General features: G+C 39.0%; 17 protein-coding genes. All 17 read right to left on the bottom strand.

What is annotated here, in order from left to right; all coding sequences use genetic code 11:
* Positions 1-5: 5 nt before the first annotated feature.
* Genes INP93_RS01045 through INP93_RS00965 form a run of 17 tightly spaced genes read right to left on the bottom strand, consistent with a single transcriptional unit; the run spans position 6 to position 14,757 of the window.
* The gene (locus tag INP93_RS01045; RefSeq protein WP_197544897.1) at positions 6-1,250 is read right to left on the bottom strand and encodes a beta-ketoacyl-ACP synthase; all 1,245 of its coding nucleotides are present in this window, start codon (positions 1,248-1,250) and stop codon (positions 6-8) included.
* A gap of 59 nt (positions 1,251-1,309) precedes the next feature.
* The gene (gene fabG / locus INP93_RS01040) at positions 1,310-2,038 is read right to left on the bottom strand and encodes a 3-oxoacyl-ACP reductase FabG (RefSeq protein WP_197544896.1); all 729 of its coding nucleotides are present in this window, start codon (positions 2,036-2,038) and stop codon (positions 1,310-1,312) included.
* A 3-nt stretch (positions 2,039-2,041) separates the two neighbouring features.
* A complete protein-coding gene (locus INP93_RS01035; protein ID WP_197544895.1) occupies positions 2,042-2,494 on the bottom strand; it encodes a hotdog family protein in 453 nt (150 codons plus the stop codon).
* Positions 2,487-3,707 (bottom strand): beta-ketoacyl-ACP synthase, encoded by a 1,221-nt coding sequence (locus INP93_RS01030; protein ID WP_197544894.1) that lies wholly within the window; start codon positions 3,705-3,707, stop codon positions 2,487-2,489. Before INP93_RS01030 ends, INP93_RS01035 begins: the two co-directional genes overlap by 8 nt.
* An 8-nt stretch (positions 3,708-3,715) precedes the next feature.
* The gene (locus INP93_RS01025; RefSeq protein WP_197544893.1) at positions 3,716-4,216 is read right to left on the bottom strand and encodes a hypothetical protein; all 501 of its coding nucleotides are present in this window, start codon (positions 4,214-4,216) and stop codon (positions 3,716-3,718) included.
* 26 nt (positions 4,217-4,242) lie between these two features.
* Positions 4,243-6,519 (bottom strand): MMPL family transporter, encoded by a 2,277-nt coding sequence (locus INP93_RS01020; RefSeq protein WP_197544892.1) that lies wholly within the window; start codon positions 6,517-6,519, stop codon positions 4,243-4,245.
* Between the two features lie 13 nt (positions 6,520-6,532).
* Positions 6,533-7,117, bottom strand: coding sequence for an outer membrane lipoprotein carrier protein LolA (locus INP93_RS01015; protein WP_049364827.1), 585 nt, complete (start codon positions 7,115-7,117; stop codon positions 6,533-6,535).
* Between the two features lie 2 nt (positions 7,118-7,119).
* The gene (locus INP93_RS01010; RefSeq protein WP_197544891.1) at positions 7,120-7,563 is read right to left on the bottom strand and encodes an acyl-CoA thioesterase; all 444 of its coding nucleotides are present in this window, start codon (positions 7,561-7,563) and stop codon (positions 7,120-7,122) included.
* Positions 7,560-8,498 (bottom strand): lysophospholipid acyltransferase family protein, encoded by a 939-nt coding sequence (locus tag INP93_RS01005; RefSeq protein WP_197544890.1) that lies wholly within the window; start codon positions 8,496-8,498, stop codon positions 7,560-7,562. The genes INP93_RS01010 and INP93_RS01005 overlap by 4 nt, the downstream gene beginning before the upstream one ends.
* The gene (locus tag INP93_RS01000; RefSeq protein WP_197544889.1) at positions 8,495-9,223 is read right to left on the bottom strand and encodes a glycosyltransferase family 2 protein; all 729 of its coding nucleotides are present in this window, start codon (positions 9,221-9,223) and stop codon (positions 8,495-8,497) included. The genes INP93_RS01005 and INP93_RS01000 overlap by 4 nt, the downstream gene beginning before the upstream one ends.
* Before the next feature lie 6 nt (positions 9,224-9,229).
* Positions 9,230-10,537, bottom strand: a complete 1,308-nt coding sequence (locus tag INP93_RS00995) for an AMP-binding protein (protein WP_197544888.1) — start codon at positions 10,535-10,537, stop codon at positions 9,230-9,232.
* Complete coding sequence (locus INP93_RS00990; protein ID WP_197544887.1) at positions 10,530-11,087, bottom strand: COG4648 family protein; 558 nt, start codon at positions 11,085-11,087, stop codon at positions 10,530-10,532. The genes INP93_RS00995 and INP93_RS00990 overlap by 8 nt, the downstream gene beginning before the upstream one ends.
* A complete protein-coding gene (locus tag INP93_RS00985; protein ID WP_420026362.1) occupies positions 11,062-12,747 on the bottom strand; it encodes an ApeI family dehydratase in 1,686 nt (561 codons plus the stop codon). Before INP93_RS00985 ends, INP93_RS00990 begins: the two co-directional genes overlap by 26 nt.
* Entirely contained in the window at positions 12,744-12,995 is a 252-nt protein-coding gene (locus tag INP93_RS00980) for an acyl carrier protein (RefSeq protein WP_005695334.1), read from the bottom strand. Before INP93_RS00980 ends, INP93_RS00985 begins: the two co-directional genes overlap by 4 nt.
* A gap of 3 nt (positions 12,996-12,998) precedes the next feature.
* Positions 12,999-13,262 (bottom strand): ApeE family acyl carrier protein, encoded by a 264-nt coding sequence (locus INP93_RS00975; RefSeq protein WP_049380663.1) that lies wholly within the window; start codon positions 13,260-13,262, stop codon positions 12,999-13,001.
* A complete protein-coding gene (locus tag INP93_RS00970) occupies positions 13,262-14,035 on the bottom strand; it encodes a lysophospholipid acyltransferase family protein (RefSeq protein ID WP_197544885.1) in 774 nt (257 codons plus the stop codon). The genes INP93_RS00975 and INP93_RS00970 overlap by 1 nt, the downstream gene beginning before the upstream one ends.
* The gene (locus INP93_RS00965) at positions 14,020-14,757 is read right to left on the bottom strand and encodes a beta-ketoacyl synthase chain length factor (RefSeq protein WP_197544884.1); all 738 of its coding nucleotides are present in this window, start codon (positions 14,755-14,757) and stop codon (positions 14,020-14,022) included. Before INP93_RS00965 ends, INP93_RS00970 begins: the two co-directional genes overlap by 16 nt.
* Positions 14,758-14,767 lie beyond the last annotated feature (10 nt).

The raw sequence follows: 14,767 nt of genomic DNA, 5'->3' as shown, positions 1-14,767 counted from the left end.
TTTTATTACGCTTCCCAGCGTTTAAAAATGAGCGAGGTATTAACGCCCCCAAAAGCAAAGTTATTATTCATAACATAGTTCGTTTGAATTTGTCGGCCACCACCTTGAATGTAATCTAATTTACCACAACGTTCATCAATATTGTCTAGGTTAATGGTTGGGGCAAACCAGCCATCACGCATCATTTCAATTGAGAACCATGACTCTAATGCACCACAAGCACCTAAGGTATGTCCTAAATAGCTTTTTTGTGAGCTAAGTGGTATTTTTCCAAATACGGCTTCCGTTGCGAGCGTTTCTGCAATGTCACCTTGTTCAGTGGCAGTACCATGGCCATTTACATAACCTACTTGATCTGGAGATAACTGCGCATCTTTTAAGGCTAACTCCATGCAGCGTTGCATAGTATCTTTTTGTGGACGAGTTACATGAGCGCCATCGCTATTAGCACCATAGCCAACAATTTCTGCAATGATATTGGCACCACGAGAAAGCGCATGTTCCAGCTCTTCTAATACAAAAATACCTGCACCTTCACCAATCACTAATCCATCACGATCTTTATCATAAGGACGAGGCGTTTGTTTAGGATGTGCATTGTTTCTACTTGCAGCATAAAGAGAGTCAAATACATAGACCTCAGATGGGCAAAACTCTTCTGCGCCGCCAGCAAGCATCATTGGGATTAAACCATGTTTAATTGATTCATAAGCATAGCCAATACCTTGGCTGCCAGAAGAACAAGCGCTAGACGTAGGAATGATTCGGCCTGTTAGACCAAAGAAAATGCCAATATTCGCTGCAGTGGTGTGAGGCATCATTCGTACATAGGTGTTGGCATTAAATCCATCTGATTTTCCGGTCATGAGAAGTTCTGCTGCATCTCTGACATCATTTGTTGAGCCAGTAGAAGAGCCACAGGCAACACCCATTATTCCTTCTTTTAAATAAGGTAAAATGATTCCATTCTCATCTAATAAATTGGCATTTGCTAAGGCGAGTTCAGCGGCTTCAACAGCAAATTGAGAGACACGGCCTAAACTGCGAAGTTGTTTTCGATTCCAATGGGCAGGAGGAGTGTAATCATGGATTTCTGCACCGAGATTTGCACCTAACTCAGGATAACGTTCAGCCCATTCAGTTTTCGCTTGAACTGCATTTTGTTTGCGTTGAAAGGCAGCTTTTACGTCTTCCCATGTTTTTCCAAAGGCTGTGACCGCACCAATACCTGTAATGACAACTCGTTTCATTTTTTTATCTCAATTATTCATTATTAGACTAGTACAAAAAATTTTGTACTGTAAATGTTTTAGCAAAGCCCGCCATTTACAGCGATAACTTGGCGAGTAATATAAGCTGCTTTTTCATCCATCAGAAAATCTACGGCATGTGCAACTTCTTCCGGGCTTCCCATTCTTGCAACTGGAATCATTTTTAGAATTTCATCAATCGGAAGATTTTCATCTAAGATATCCGTATCAATGAGACCTGGAGCTACACAGTTTACCGTGATTTTGCGTTTAGCGAGTTCGACGGCGAGCGCTTTTACTGCCCCGATAATACCAGCCTTAGATGCGCTATAGTTAACTTGGCCTCGGTTGCCAATTAGTCCAGATACAGATGTAATACAAACGATTCGACCTGCTTTACGGCGTCGGATCATTGGCATCATAATAGGATGGAGAACATTATAAAATCCATCTAAATTCGTGCGTAGAACAACATCCCAATCTTCATCAGTTAGAGCAGGGAATGCATTATCTCGTGTTAATCCGGCATTGAGCACAACGCCATAATAAGCACCATGAGATTCAACATCCGCAAGTAGTTTTTCAGCTGTTTCGTTTCGATGACTAACATCAAATTGTAATACGCGAGCTTGACGACCTAATTCTCGAATTGATTGTGCGACCTCTTCAGCTTCTTCGATGCGACTGCGGCAATGAACCACAATATCAAAACCTGATTGTGCAAGGCGTAAGGCGATGGCTTTACCGATACCTCGGCTTGAGCCTGTAACTAAAATGGTTTCACTCATTTTTTATTCCTGTGATACTTGTGGTCTGAAAACGTTTAATGCACCTTCCACTAAAGGTTGCTGATTAGAAAGATCGATTAACGTACAGTCAAAAACACCAAATCCTGTTGCGTCTTCAATAGAACGTTTAATTTGAATTTGTAATAAACTTCCGACTGAGATATCTTGGCGATGTAATGTCAGTTTTCTTGAGCCGATCCAATAGCCTAATCCAATAGGTTGACCCGCTTTTACACATTTACATCCTGCCCATGCTGCTACGCCTTGAGCTAAGATTTCAGCGCCCATATAAGTAGCCAATTTACCATCTTTTAAGAGCAGGCAATCTGGTTTTACGGTCATCTCCGCGATCAAATAATCTTCGCCAAATTCAGTAATTTTATCTAGCATGACCATTTCCCCACTATGAGGAATTAATGGTGAGATATCAGTAATAGGACAGGTGAAATCAATCATTCACTTCCCCTAAAATAAGTACTGAATTATTCCCACCAAAAGCGAAAGAGCTACTTGCACCAATACGTCTCTCGGATGTCCAATGACTCGTGTGATCGGTAATGGCAATTGGTGGCATTTTTTCATCGGCTTGTTTATCCCATAATTGTGCAGGGAGTTTACCTGTTGGATTAAAAGTGCGGTCAATCATCCCCCATAAAATAGCAGCTTCAATAGCGCCTGCAGCACCTAGTGTGTGTCCTGTATAAGGTTTTGTTGTTGTACAAGGAGTATCGTGACCAAAAATATGGTGAATGGCTAAGGCTTCCATCTGATCATTATGAATGGTGCCTGTACCATGTAAATTAACCCAATTGATGGCTTCTGGAGCAAGTTGTGCTGAGTTTAATGCGTTTTGGAAAGCTTTAATCGCACCTTCACCTTCAGGGTGTGGCGATGACATATGATAGGCATCACTGCTGGCGCCATAACCTAATAGCGCAATATTATGATCATCTAATTTTTCTTTGCTCATTACGAATACAGCGGAACCTTCACCAAGATTGATCCCTTGTCTGTTGGCAGAAAAAGGATTGGTTTGTTCAGCAGATAAAACGGAGAGAGAGTTAAAACCAACTAACGTTAATAGCGATAAAGTATCGACGCCACCACAAATTACTGCATCGCACAAATTTGCATTCAATAGACGAGCAGCACTAATTAATGCTTTCGCACCTGATGTACAAGCAGTTGAAATGCCATAGATAAGATTGGTTAAGCCATATTGATGGGCAATAAAATCAGCCGGAGCAGAAAAATATTGTTGTTGTTGATTAAATTCCGCGCCAGACCAATCTTCATGTTCTGCGGCATATTTAAATACAGGTAAATTTTCATCTACTCCAGTGGTAGATGTACCGATGACTACTGCAATACGATGGCGACCAAAACGTGAAATGGCTTGCTGAATCGTTGGTTCAATTTGTTCTAAGCTGTGCCAGAGTAATTGATTATTTCGGCTGTGATGTTTTTTGGGTAAATCAGCCGGAAATGCACGCAAGGAGCTGTTGACTTCACCCAGAGTATTATATTTACCCTGTAAGCCATTTTCTTGGAAATGCTTGTTAGAAAAAGTCAGTGGCGAGTCACTACCTTCTAATAAAGTTTGAACATGTTGAGATAGACTATCGCCAATGCTACTCAAAATGCCAGGTTGAGAAAGAAATAATTGCACAGAGATTCCTAATTGTTAAGTTCTTCAATTTGCCAACGACTGCCATCTGCTAGCTGAATAAAATATTGATTTGATTGTTTGCGAACGTTCCATAAAAAACGACCATTCTGTTGGTAAATCGCCGTATTTTGTTGATGCGATACATCCACATTCATTAATGTTAAGTGTTTTGCATTGGGTTGTTGTTCTGTAAATGCAGTTGCCAGTGCCAAGAATAAACCTTGTGCTTGTTTATTCGGCATCACAAAGCCATCATTTTCCCAGCCTTGTTTCGTTAATAATAATCGAGCAATTGGTGAGCCAAGAGGATCTGTTTGAACCCATCGCCATTGCTCAGGCTGGAACTGAACAGTCAGCAAGCTTGTTTGTTTCACTTGCTGTTCTGCAAGTTGCTCTACTTTAAAAGTTCGGCTGTCTGTTTTTACTTCCGGTAATGCCTCAATATTAGGCAAAGTTGAGCAAGCTGTTAGTAATGTTAATGCCCATAATAAAAGGTATTTTTTTATCATAAAGTGCGGTCATTTTTATGCGTTTTTTAACGCATGAGTCTTAATGTGGTTAAAAGACTTATTATAACACCAATACTAACACTTATACCAAATGTCGCCACTGCTGGTGTGGAGCTAATGGCGAGCAGTAAAAATGAGATTAATGTGGTACAAGCAGCCAATGTCAGTGTAATGCGTTTATGAGATGGCTCTTCATTGACAGTTTTCATATAAACGGCGTAGTCAATGCCAATGGCCGAAACCAGTAATAATCCAAACATTGAAAATAAACCAATAGGCAGGTCTATCCAACCAAAAATAGCGATCATTCCTAAGATTGCTATACAAGGAATAAATAAGATTCGAATACTTGTTTTGGTTTCAAATACTTTCCATAAAAGTAATCCAGCGATAACAAAAGAAATGATTTTTAGCCAGGCAGCTTGCTCTTTTGCTTCTTTAAAAGCTTGATTTAAATAAGCGCGTTTATCTTGCCAGAAAATATCTCGATTATTTGCTAATGCTTGCATTGTTGCACTATCCGCTTGAGATATTTTTATGACACTCGCCACTTGGTTAGGAGCTAGTTCGCCTAAATAAAGCATCTTCCACGCTTGCCCAAGTTGCGTGTTAAGTGCTTCAGATAATGTCAAGGGTTTATGTTGAGAAAGTGCGGTCAAATTTTGCTGAATTTTTTCAGTGGGTACACCAATATCATTTAATACAGCATAATCATCAGTAGAAATATGTTGAAGGTATTCTGCTAATTGTTTCTGTTCTGCGAGTGGAGAAATCCACTGGCTTAATGATTTAAATGTGATGTTACGTTGAGCTAATTGATTGCTTAACTTCGCATCCTTTTCAAGTAGTAATGCCTCATTTTCAGCCGTTAATAAAAAATATTGGCTTCCTAAATCAACCCCAGTGAGTTCACCGATAGTTTTCGCTTCATTTAACATGGATTGAGGCATGGAAACCCATTGTCGGATATCGTCATGCCATGAGGATTTAATCCCGCCTCCTAAAACTAAAAGAGAGATAATAAGGAGTGTACCTTTATTAAAGCGTTTGTTTGCAAAGGTATTTAATCCTTTTTGTATGAGATTAAATGTTTTTCTTTCGGGTAATAATGTTGTTGGCTGATACCGATAAAATAAATAAGGTAAGAATAACTGTGTCGCAAGTAATGCGGTAATCAAGGATACAGCCGAAAAAAGAGCAGTTTGCTGCAAGATAGGCAGATGGGTAAAGGCAAGTAGTCCATACCCAAGTAAGGTAACTAACAAGCTGATGAAAAACGTAAAATGCAATTTTTGCATCGCAAGAAGTGGTAACCATTTTCGGTCAAAAAGGGATCCTGCAAGCCAGTGAAGAGGAAAGTCAATTAATACACCGACGAGACTGGTCCCAATAACAAGGGTGAGAATATGAATTTGACCAAATCCCCACACCGTTGCTACAACACCTGAAAGCATCCCAATTAGAATAGGCAAAAATAACCATAAAATACGAGGAGTGCGAAAGACAATCAGTAATAATAATAACGTTAAGCTCACGCCGAGTACGCTCATTAATGTACTTTCTTTTTCGGCTTTTTGTTTTGCATCAGCGGCAAACAATGCACTACCCGTAATTTTAAATTGGGCACCAGATTGAGTGAGATATTGGCGATTTTCTGTCAGAAGTGCGGTTAAATTTTCTGATGGATTGATGAAATCATTTTGTTGCAGTTCAGCACGTAATAAAACCCAAGTCGTATTATCTTGGTTGACCGTGAGCATACCATTCTCGGCGTGCCATTGCACATTACCTTGTTGTGTTTGCTGTGCAAAACGTCCAAAACCAAGCCAATCTTGTTCTAGTGAAAGTAAATTATTTCGCTTAAATGGGTTAACGATGTCCTCCGCATATTGTTGAAAATAGCCTTTAGGATCGTTAATTAATTGTTCACGAACAGTTTGTGGCAAAGCAGCAAATGCGACAAGCTGAATATCTTGTTGTAGCTCAGTAAGATTAGGCTGAATGCGATCGGTAATATGAGAGAAAAGTTTGCTACTACGCCACGTTTGCGCAATATGGTCAGTCAGCTGAAAAGCCTGTTTTTCATCAGTATGTCCGATAAGTGCAATAATTTGGCTGTTAAGCTTTTTTTCTTGTTGTTGATCGGCGAGAACTTGAACATCCGCCCATTCTTGTTGAGAGGGAAGTAATGTGTGTAAATCTGTTTGTAGCCAATTTCCTTGTTTGACAAAGTAGCCAAACAATAGGGAAACAAACAAGATAAATACAGCATATAACAAGGAAAGTGCGGTTGTTTTTTTCATCTTTTACAATCGTTTATTCCAGCGCTGAACGGGCAAACTGACTTAATGACTGATTTAGTTGGATTTGTTTAAATTCAATTTGTGTGCGATCGCCTTGTTTTTCATTTAAGGTTAATTTTTTCACAGTTTGATCGCCTGAAATTTCAATAGTTGTGAAGATTTGCTGCATTAATAATGAATTAGGCGTTAAGGTCAGTTGCCATTGGTTAGCATTGCCGGATAATGCAAAATCAAATTGAGATTTGAGTCCATCAATATTGCCGGATAACAAACCTAAAAAAAGACCAATTTGCTCGTTTTGCCCAACATTACCGCTATTCACCCACTGAGTTCCATTCCATTGTTGAATCCCGTTAGGCGTGACTCTCAAGCTGTTATTAAACGGTTTTTCAAGCTGCCATAATAACCCTTTTTGAGCTAACAAGGCGAATTGACCTTGCATTTCAATTGGCTTGTTTAATGCCTTTAAATAGCGATGTTGGATAAAGTTTCCTTGAACGCTTTGAGGTTGCTGGAGTTGTTTAACTAAATCAGCTTCAGAAAAAGCGAAGCTTACGCTGCTTAGGAACAAACCTAAGATGAAGATCATCAATCGCATTATTATTTCCCTTCAGATACAAAAGTAGGATGAGTTTTGACCGCACTTTGCCAACATGGTGGCGTTTGTAATTGCATTTCGCGTGTTTGCATACTAACGGCTACTTGGGTGGTACTTGCCGTGGTTAATTTTTGATTGGTTTTAGCATCAAAAATAACATAATCAATGCGCAAGTAAGTTTCATATTCGACTACTTTTAATTCAATTCGGATTTTTTGACGAAATAATGCAGGGTTAACATATTTAATATTCAGTTGAACGATTGGCCAACCAAACCCTTGTTTTTTCATAACGTCATAGGTATAGCCAATTTCCTCTAGGAATTGACAGCGAGCCATCTCAAGGTATTTGACGTAATGCCCATGCCACATAATATCCATTGAGTCGACATCAAAGAATTGCACTTCGAATTCAGAATTATGACGGCAAAAAACGTGTTTTTTCATTTTTTATCATTCCAAAAGTTATAAAAGTTAAACCAAAGTAGAGGATTTTCTGCACATTCTTTGGCAAGTAAGTCTGCATATTGTTGCATGACTTGCTTAATATTTTCTTCTCGCACTTTGCCACGCCCGCTAATTGGGGGAGAAAAACGGCGCAATTTCATTCGATATTGTCCTTTTTCTTTAAGGCAGAAAATTGTATTTAAAGGCGCTTTTAAAATACTTGCAAGCAACCACGCCCCTTGAGGAAATTCAGCATAATGGCCAAGGAAGTTGATTGATTGTGTTTTATCGCCACGGATAGGTACGCGATCAGCCGCAATCGCAATCCATTCACCTTGCTCTAAGCGTTGAGAAAGTTCTAACATTTTTTGTGCATCTAAATCTTCAACTTGAATAAGGGGTAGGGCATCTGCACCGGCTTCAACTAATGCTTTGTTAAAGGCTTCAGCATTTTTACTATGTACTAATACATTCAAATGAAAGTTTTTGTGTTGTCCGCTATCGACTAATGCTCGACAAATCTCGATGTTACCAAAATGCGAGCAAACAAGAATCTGACCTCGTCCCTCTTGATCGAGATCGCCATAGAGATTATCGGCATCATCGATAATTAAATCCGTGTAATGGATTTTCCGTTGCCAAACTGCAAAATTGTCGCAAATGATTTCACCAAAAAAGAGAAACTGACGAAATACAGAAAATGAGGATAAATGACAATGTGGAAACTGTTGTTTGAGGCGATGTTGGTAAGTTTTAATATTATTTCGTGCCTCTTTTGCCGTGAGATAAAAATAACAAACCACCACAAATGTGGCGATTTTAATTAACCATAATGGGCAATATTTCACGATTAATCGCGTGAGATTTAAGAAGAACGCATTTCCTCGCTCTGATTGTTTCGCCCAATGTTGGCTATTCTCATTTGATTGATTCATAGCGGCTTTCCGGTTAATAAGCGTTTTAACATACCAAAAAATAAATACATGTGCATTTTACTGATTAACACATTGTCTTTCCAAGCATTGAAGTGTGAGACGCCATTTTTATCATAGGAAACAGGGGTATCAACCCAAATTAATGGTATTTGATACCAGTGAGCCTTGATGAGAATTTCGATATCAAAATCCATGCGGTTTCCGACATGTTCATTATCGAGAATTTTAATGGTGCGATTTAATGGATACAAGCGAAAACCACACATACCATCTTTAATATCGAGAGAAAGCGTGTGAATAGCATTCCAAAAATCCGTAATTTTGCGTCCATAAAGTCGAGATTTAGGTGCATCATCACCGTATATAGGGTTACCACAAATAAGTGCGGTCGGATTTTCTAGCATTTTTTGCTGCATTGAAAGGGCATCAATCAGATTGTGTTGGCCATCTGCATCCACTTGCAAGGCATGTGTGAATCCTTGCTCAAACGATAACCTAAAACCTACTTTCATCGCGCCACCTTTACCTTGATTTTGTGGGCAATAATGAATATGTAGATTGTCTTTTTCTGAAAGAGAAGTTAATGCTTGTTTATGCTGTTCAGATGAGCCATCATCAACCACTAATACAGGCAAATTTAGCTTGTGTAATTGGTTAATTACATCGCCGATTTTATCGGAATGATTGTAGTGCGGGATAATCGCAATAAGTTTCGGTTCCATCATAGCAAGTTAAAATTGTTCTTCTTTTTCATGTAAAAATATGGCATCAAAATCTGCTCGGCTAATCTTGAATTGGCTATTACGTGGCAATTTGTTAGTAAATCGCCAAAAGCGTGGTAAGCCTGAATGTTCCTGGGTTTTACTTAAATGGAGACGGAGTTGTTTTAATAATTCAGCCCGTCCTTTTTGTAGATAAAAGGAAATGCCTTCTTCCTTCAATTCAACCCAAGCAGCAGGGCGTAAATGATTAGGGTGTTGTGCAACATAGCAATCTCTAATATAAGGATGTTTCAGTAGATCTTGTTCAATTCGAACTAAAGAAATACGTTTATCGCCAAATTTAACGATGCGATCAATGCGTCCTAATAAGTTAAATTGATTACCGATGATTTCAACACCATCAGCCGTTTGTTCACGTTGATCAAGCCAAGGTGATTCAACCCATAACGCATTTTCTTCATTGACCCCGATTTTAGTTACGGGTGTTGGGGTCCAAAGCCCGGCTTGTTCACGAAACGCAATGACTCCCGTTTCTGTACTGCCATAGCCTTCAATGGTTTTAGTTTTAAGCTTGGCGCGTATGGCTGTTGCGGTTTCTTCTGGCAGCATCCCACCCGAAGATAGAATGCCTAAAATACGACATTGATAAAGTTGAGGTTCATCTAAATTTAAATGGGTCAGTAATGCAGGGCTACTAACCCAAATAGACTGTTTCGCAATAAGGCTTTCTGCAATCATATATTCTGGATAAGGGAGCTGTTTGCGGCCAATTGACCAGCCCATTGTCAGCGGTAACATGACTCGATAGGATAAACCATAGTGGTGTTGTGCCGAAACGCTTGAGACAATATGGATGCCATTTCCTTCTGGGAAAGGAAGTGACTGACTGATTGCTTCAGATTCTTGCCACATTTTTTCAGCTGTTTTCACCATGATTTTAGGTTGTCCACTACTTCCTGATGTTTTTAGCCAAATTTCGGTTTGACAATGTTTATCAATGAAGAAATCTTTTTTATCAACAACTTGTGAAATGCCGTAAGTGTTGAATTTATTGTCATCAAATAACATATCAGCATTATCACGAATCCATTCTTGATTTTCATCGAGAAGATTAGGTGGAAGCAAAATTCGGGTTTTAGCATCAAAACAGGCAAGCATTGCACAGGCATAGTTTGCGGCATCTTCAAACCAAAATGCTGCACTTTGAATATTATCTTGTTGGAGTTGTTGGCTGATTTGTTGACAACGATAAGTAAAATCTTGCCAGCGCCATTCTGGATTTAATGCAATAAGTGAGTTAGGTTGATGTTTATTCATAGTGATTCCGTTTTACGCGTTGACGAATGAGCCATTCAATACTCATAACTAGGCCCATAATAATGTAAGAAATAACCCCAGTATAAATTGCCCAATATTCTAATAAGTTAAATGTAATAAAGAGAGTTGAAAGCAAAATATTTAAACAAAATACACCACACCAGACTTGGGTTACTCGGCGAGTATATTGAATAGCTTGAGCATTGAGATTAGGCGTTTGTAAGCGAGCTAATCTTTCAACCAATGATTGAGATTGGAATAGACTTCCGCCAAATAACACCAACATAATGCCATTCATTAAAATAGGGTACCAATACATCATATCGAGTGAGCGTTGCCACCCCACAAGGAATAATAGGATAGCCATGCTTAATGCAAAAATTCTTTGTCCCTTATTCGGGTGTATTAGGCTTTTAATCAACCATAATAAACTCATCACATAAGGTAACGTATGCAAGAGTTGGTCTGCTTGAAAGAAAAGCCAAATAATCGGGTAAGCGATGGCTGTTAGCGCAAGCAATATATTAACAATCAGTAGGATGATCTTCATGCTCTATGATGGCTAATCCAGTACAGCAAGTTTCATTATTAGCAAGTAATTGAAATGCCATTCTGTTTTTTGATGAATCCCATTTTAATTGAATATCAAAGCGATCATTCGGTCGTAAGAATGTTTGATACTTCAGCTTATCGAATGAACGAATAATGACTTCTTTACCAAAAAATGCCTTTATTTTTTCCGAAATCCATTGTAATTCAATGACGCCAGGGACTAACGGAAATTCAGCAAAGTGATCTTTGAGATACACTAAATCAAGCGGCACAATCCCAGTTGATATTTGTGAATTTTCATTTTTGCTTTGTTCAAGCCAAATCGCATCCTTACAGGTTTCTAAACAAGTGCGGTTAAATTCCAGCTTATTTATTTTTGACTGACTATTACGTGGTAATTGATAAGTGAATCGCCAGAAACGAGGGATAGCTGCTTTTTCTTGAGAATGCTCTAAGAAAAGTTTTAGCTTATGAATAAGCATTCTTCGACCTTTCTCTCTAAAAAATTGAATGCCTTGCTCGGTTAAGCCAATCCAGGCGGCAAGACGAGATTTCTCAGGATGTTGAGCAATATAACAATCCTCAATAAATTCGTGTTTATTCAACGCCGTTTCTACGCCTAATAAGGAAATTCGTTTATCCCCTATTTTGACAATGCGATCTGCTCGTCCTAATAAACGGAAACCGTTTTCTTCAAACTCAACCACATCTGCGGTTTGTTCACGTTTAGCAAGCCAAATACCTTCAATCCACAACTCGCCTTGCTCATTGCTGCCAAGTTGGCTATTAGGTAATTGTCGCCAAAGGGAAATATCATCCCGAATAGCAATTGGACCCGTCTCAGTACTGCCATAAATTTCAATAATGGGATGGTGAATTTTGGCTCTAATTTGCTCAGATAGCTCTTCAGCTAGTGCACCACCTGAAGAAATAATACCCACAATGTTTTCAGCAATTTTCATTTGCTGCCAATCTATGCCTGAAAGCATCGCTGGGCTGCTCACAATAACTGCTGATTGTGATTTATTGGCTTCTTGCATTATGCATTCAGGGTAGAAAAGTTGTTTTCGACCAATTTGCCAGCCGTTAACCAGTGACATCATAATATGCACGGTTAAGCCGTAAATATGCTGAATGCTCACAGTGCTAATTGCAGTAATATTATTTTCAGCAATAAATGGTAAACCTTTGGCTAATACTTCTCCGCCTAACCACATTTGTTCTGCTGTTTTAATGATGGTTTTGGCTTCGCCTGTGCTACCTGATGTTTTCAACCAAATCTCTGTTTGATTGGTAAAGTCAAAGAGCGGCTGGTTTTTGACAACTTTTTGCCAATCTTGTGTAATGCCAAATAGAGAGATTTGCTCACATTTTTCGAGTTCAATATCACGATCAGTGAGCCAAAGTTCAGAATGCTCATTTGCCCACTGAATACTTTCTTCAGTGAAATTAGGTGGAAAAAGAACACGAACATTGGCATGCCAAGCACCTAGCAGTAGGCATGCCAATGTTGCACCATCTTCTAGCCATACCGTGACAGAACGAAGTTGACGCTGTTGCAATTCAGCTGAAATTTGAAATGCTCGGCACTCAAAATCAGCATAATGCCAATCTGGGTGCTGAGCAATAAGAGAAGTCGGTAAGTAAGGAGTCATTATTGTGCGTTTTGACTAAGTTTAAGAACCGCCTGAACCACGTCATCTACAGTACGCACATTGCGGAAATCTTCCGCTTGAAGTTTATGCCCTGTTTTACGTTTAATATGATCGATTAAGTCAATAGCATCAATACTATCGATCTCTAAATCTTCATAAAGATTTGTTTCCGGCTTAATTCTTTCTGGCTCAATCTCAAATAAAGATTCCAGAGCTTCCGTTAATAAATCTCTGATTTCCTGTTCAGTCATGAATTATGCCTCACCTTTTTGTGTACGAATAAAGTGAGCAAGTGTTGCTACGCTTTCAAAGTGATCTCTTAATTGAGTTTGTTCACCATCTAATTGTAGACCAAATGTTTTTTGAACAGCTAAGCCAAGTTCTAAGGCATCAACTGAATCTAAACCTAGCCCTTCAGATGAAAAAAGAGGCATGTCAGTTTCAATATCTTCGATACTGATGTCTTCTAATGCCAGGCTGTCAATGATAAGTTGTTTTAATTGTTGTTCAAGTTGCATTATTGCGATCCTTTTTGTGAGGTTTGAGAATTAAAATAATCTTCTAAATATTTCGTTAAACGGCGAGATGCCATCGGGATAGATTGATTTTCTATCCATTCTTGTGGATTAATATCATCGCCAACGGATAATTCATAATGAATTTGTTTGTCTGGTATTTTATACCATGGATGACCTTTTTTTAGGCTTAATGGATTCATCCTGATAGTGACGGGGGTAATAACTTTTGCGCTACGTAAACCAATTGAAACAGCACCGCGATTTAATTTTACGATGCCATCCCAGCCAGTTCTGGTTCCTTCTGGGAACAATAATAGGCTCTCTTGTTGCAATACACGCTCACAATGATCCAAGAGTTCTAGGGACTCGGTATTGGGGATAAAACCACAAGCGAGAATTTGATTTCTCATCGTGGGATTGTGTAAAAGATCTTTTTTCACAATACAGTTAAGTGAAGGCGCTTTACTGAGAATCAGTACCACATCAAGTAGAGATGGGTGATTGACCACAACTAATTGACCTGGACGTCCCAATTTTTCAAACCCTTGGTAAGTCACTTTTAAAGCACCTGCACAAGACAGGTAACGAATAAAATAATACCAAATCCCGCCAACAAAACGACGAACTTTTAATTGGGTAGATAGATTAGCTTGCTTTCCTTTTTGGGCAAAAGGAAGTAAAACGAGTTGTAATAATGTGCCCGCCACAGCCCAAAATAAAAAGGCAATGGCGGTAGCCAGCCAACGTTTAAGAAAATCTAATTTTTCTGCCATAGCCAAGTTCCATTTGAACTATTCGGTGTGTGCCAAGTGCGACTTTCAAGATATTGGTGAGAAACCCAAGTTAGTGCATTATCGGTAACGTCATGATTAAAAGGAGAATCAGTCAGCGTTAATTGATATTGCTCTCCTTGAGTGACAACTAAAGCTAAAGCATAACCTAAAGGTGTACGAATGACAGGTTGAGCATTATATTTTGCTTCAAGCGGCGATTCAGCAATAACAACAAGCACTTTCTCATGCCCTTCATTAAGCAATAATGTCGCTTCTAATAGTGCGGTTTCAAGGTTGTCCACTCGAGCCATAATCGACGTGGTTTCTGATTTAACTTGACGTAATTCAGACCATTGTCCAATTAATGCATTATGAACCGAGAGGCTAAAAGAGGTAGGAGAAACCTCCCCCTCTTTTAATAAGGAATGCCACAACGCAAAATTACGATTCATTTCACTGTTTGATGAGGCATAAACCACAGGCATATCTGCATTTTCTCCTACCAAATCCCACGCAGCCTCAAAAAATAGACGGGCTGAGTCACTTAAACGACGGCGTTTTAGTGGAGGTAAAAAGGCTAATTTAGGTGCAAAGTCTTCAAATGTTTCACTTTGGTTTCGCAAATAAGTATAGCCTTGTTTCCAATCATCTGCAGTTAGCGATTTATTGCAAACAACATTCCACCCTTGAAGTGAGAAAGAGAAATTACAGATTTCAGTCATGTTATATGGT

The organism is Haemophilus parainfluenzae, assembly GCF_014931415.1.
Taxonomy (GTDB): domain Bacteria; phylum Pseudomonadota; class Gammaproteobacteria; order Enterobacterales; family Pasteurellaceae; genus Haemophilus_D; species Haemophilus_D parainfluenzae_AF.
Note: the sequence above shows the minus strand (reverse complement) of the source record. Positions and strands in the feature narration are given on the sequence as shown.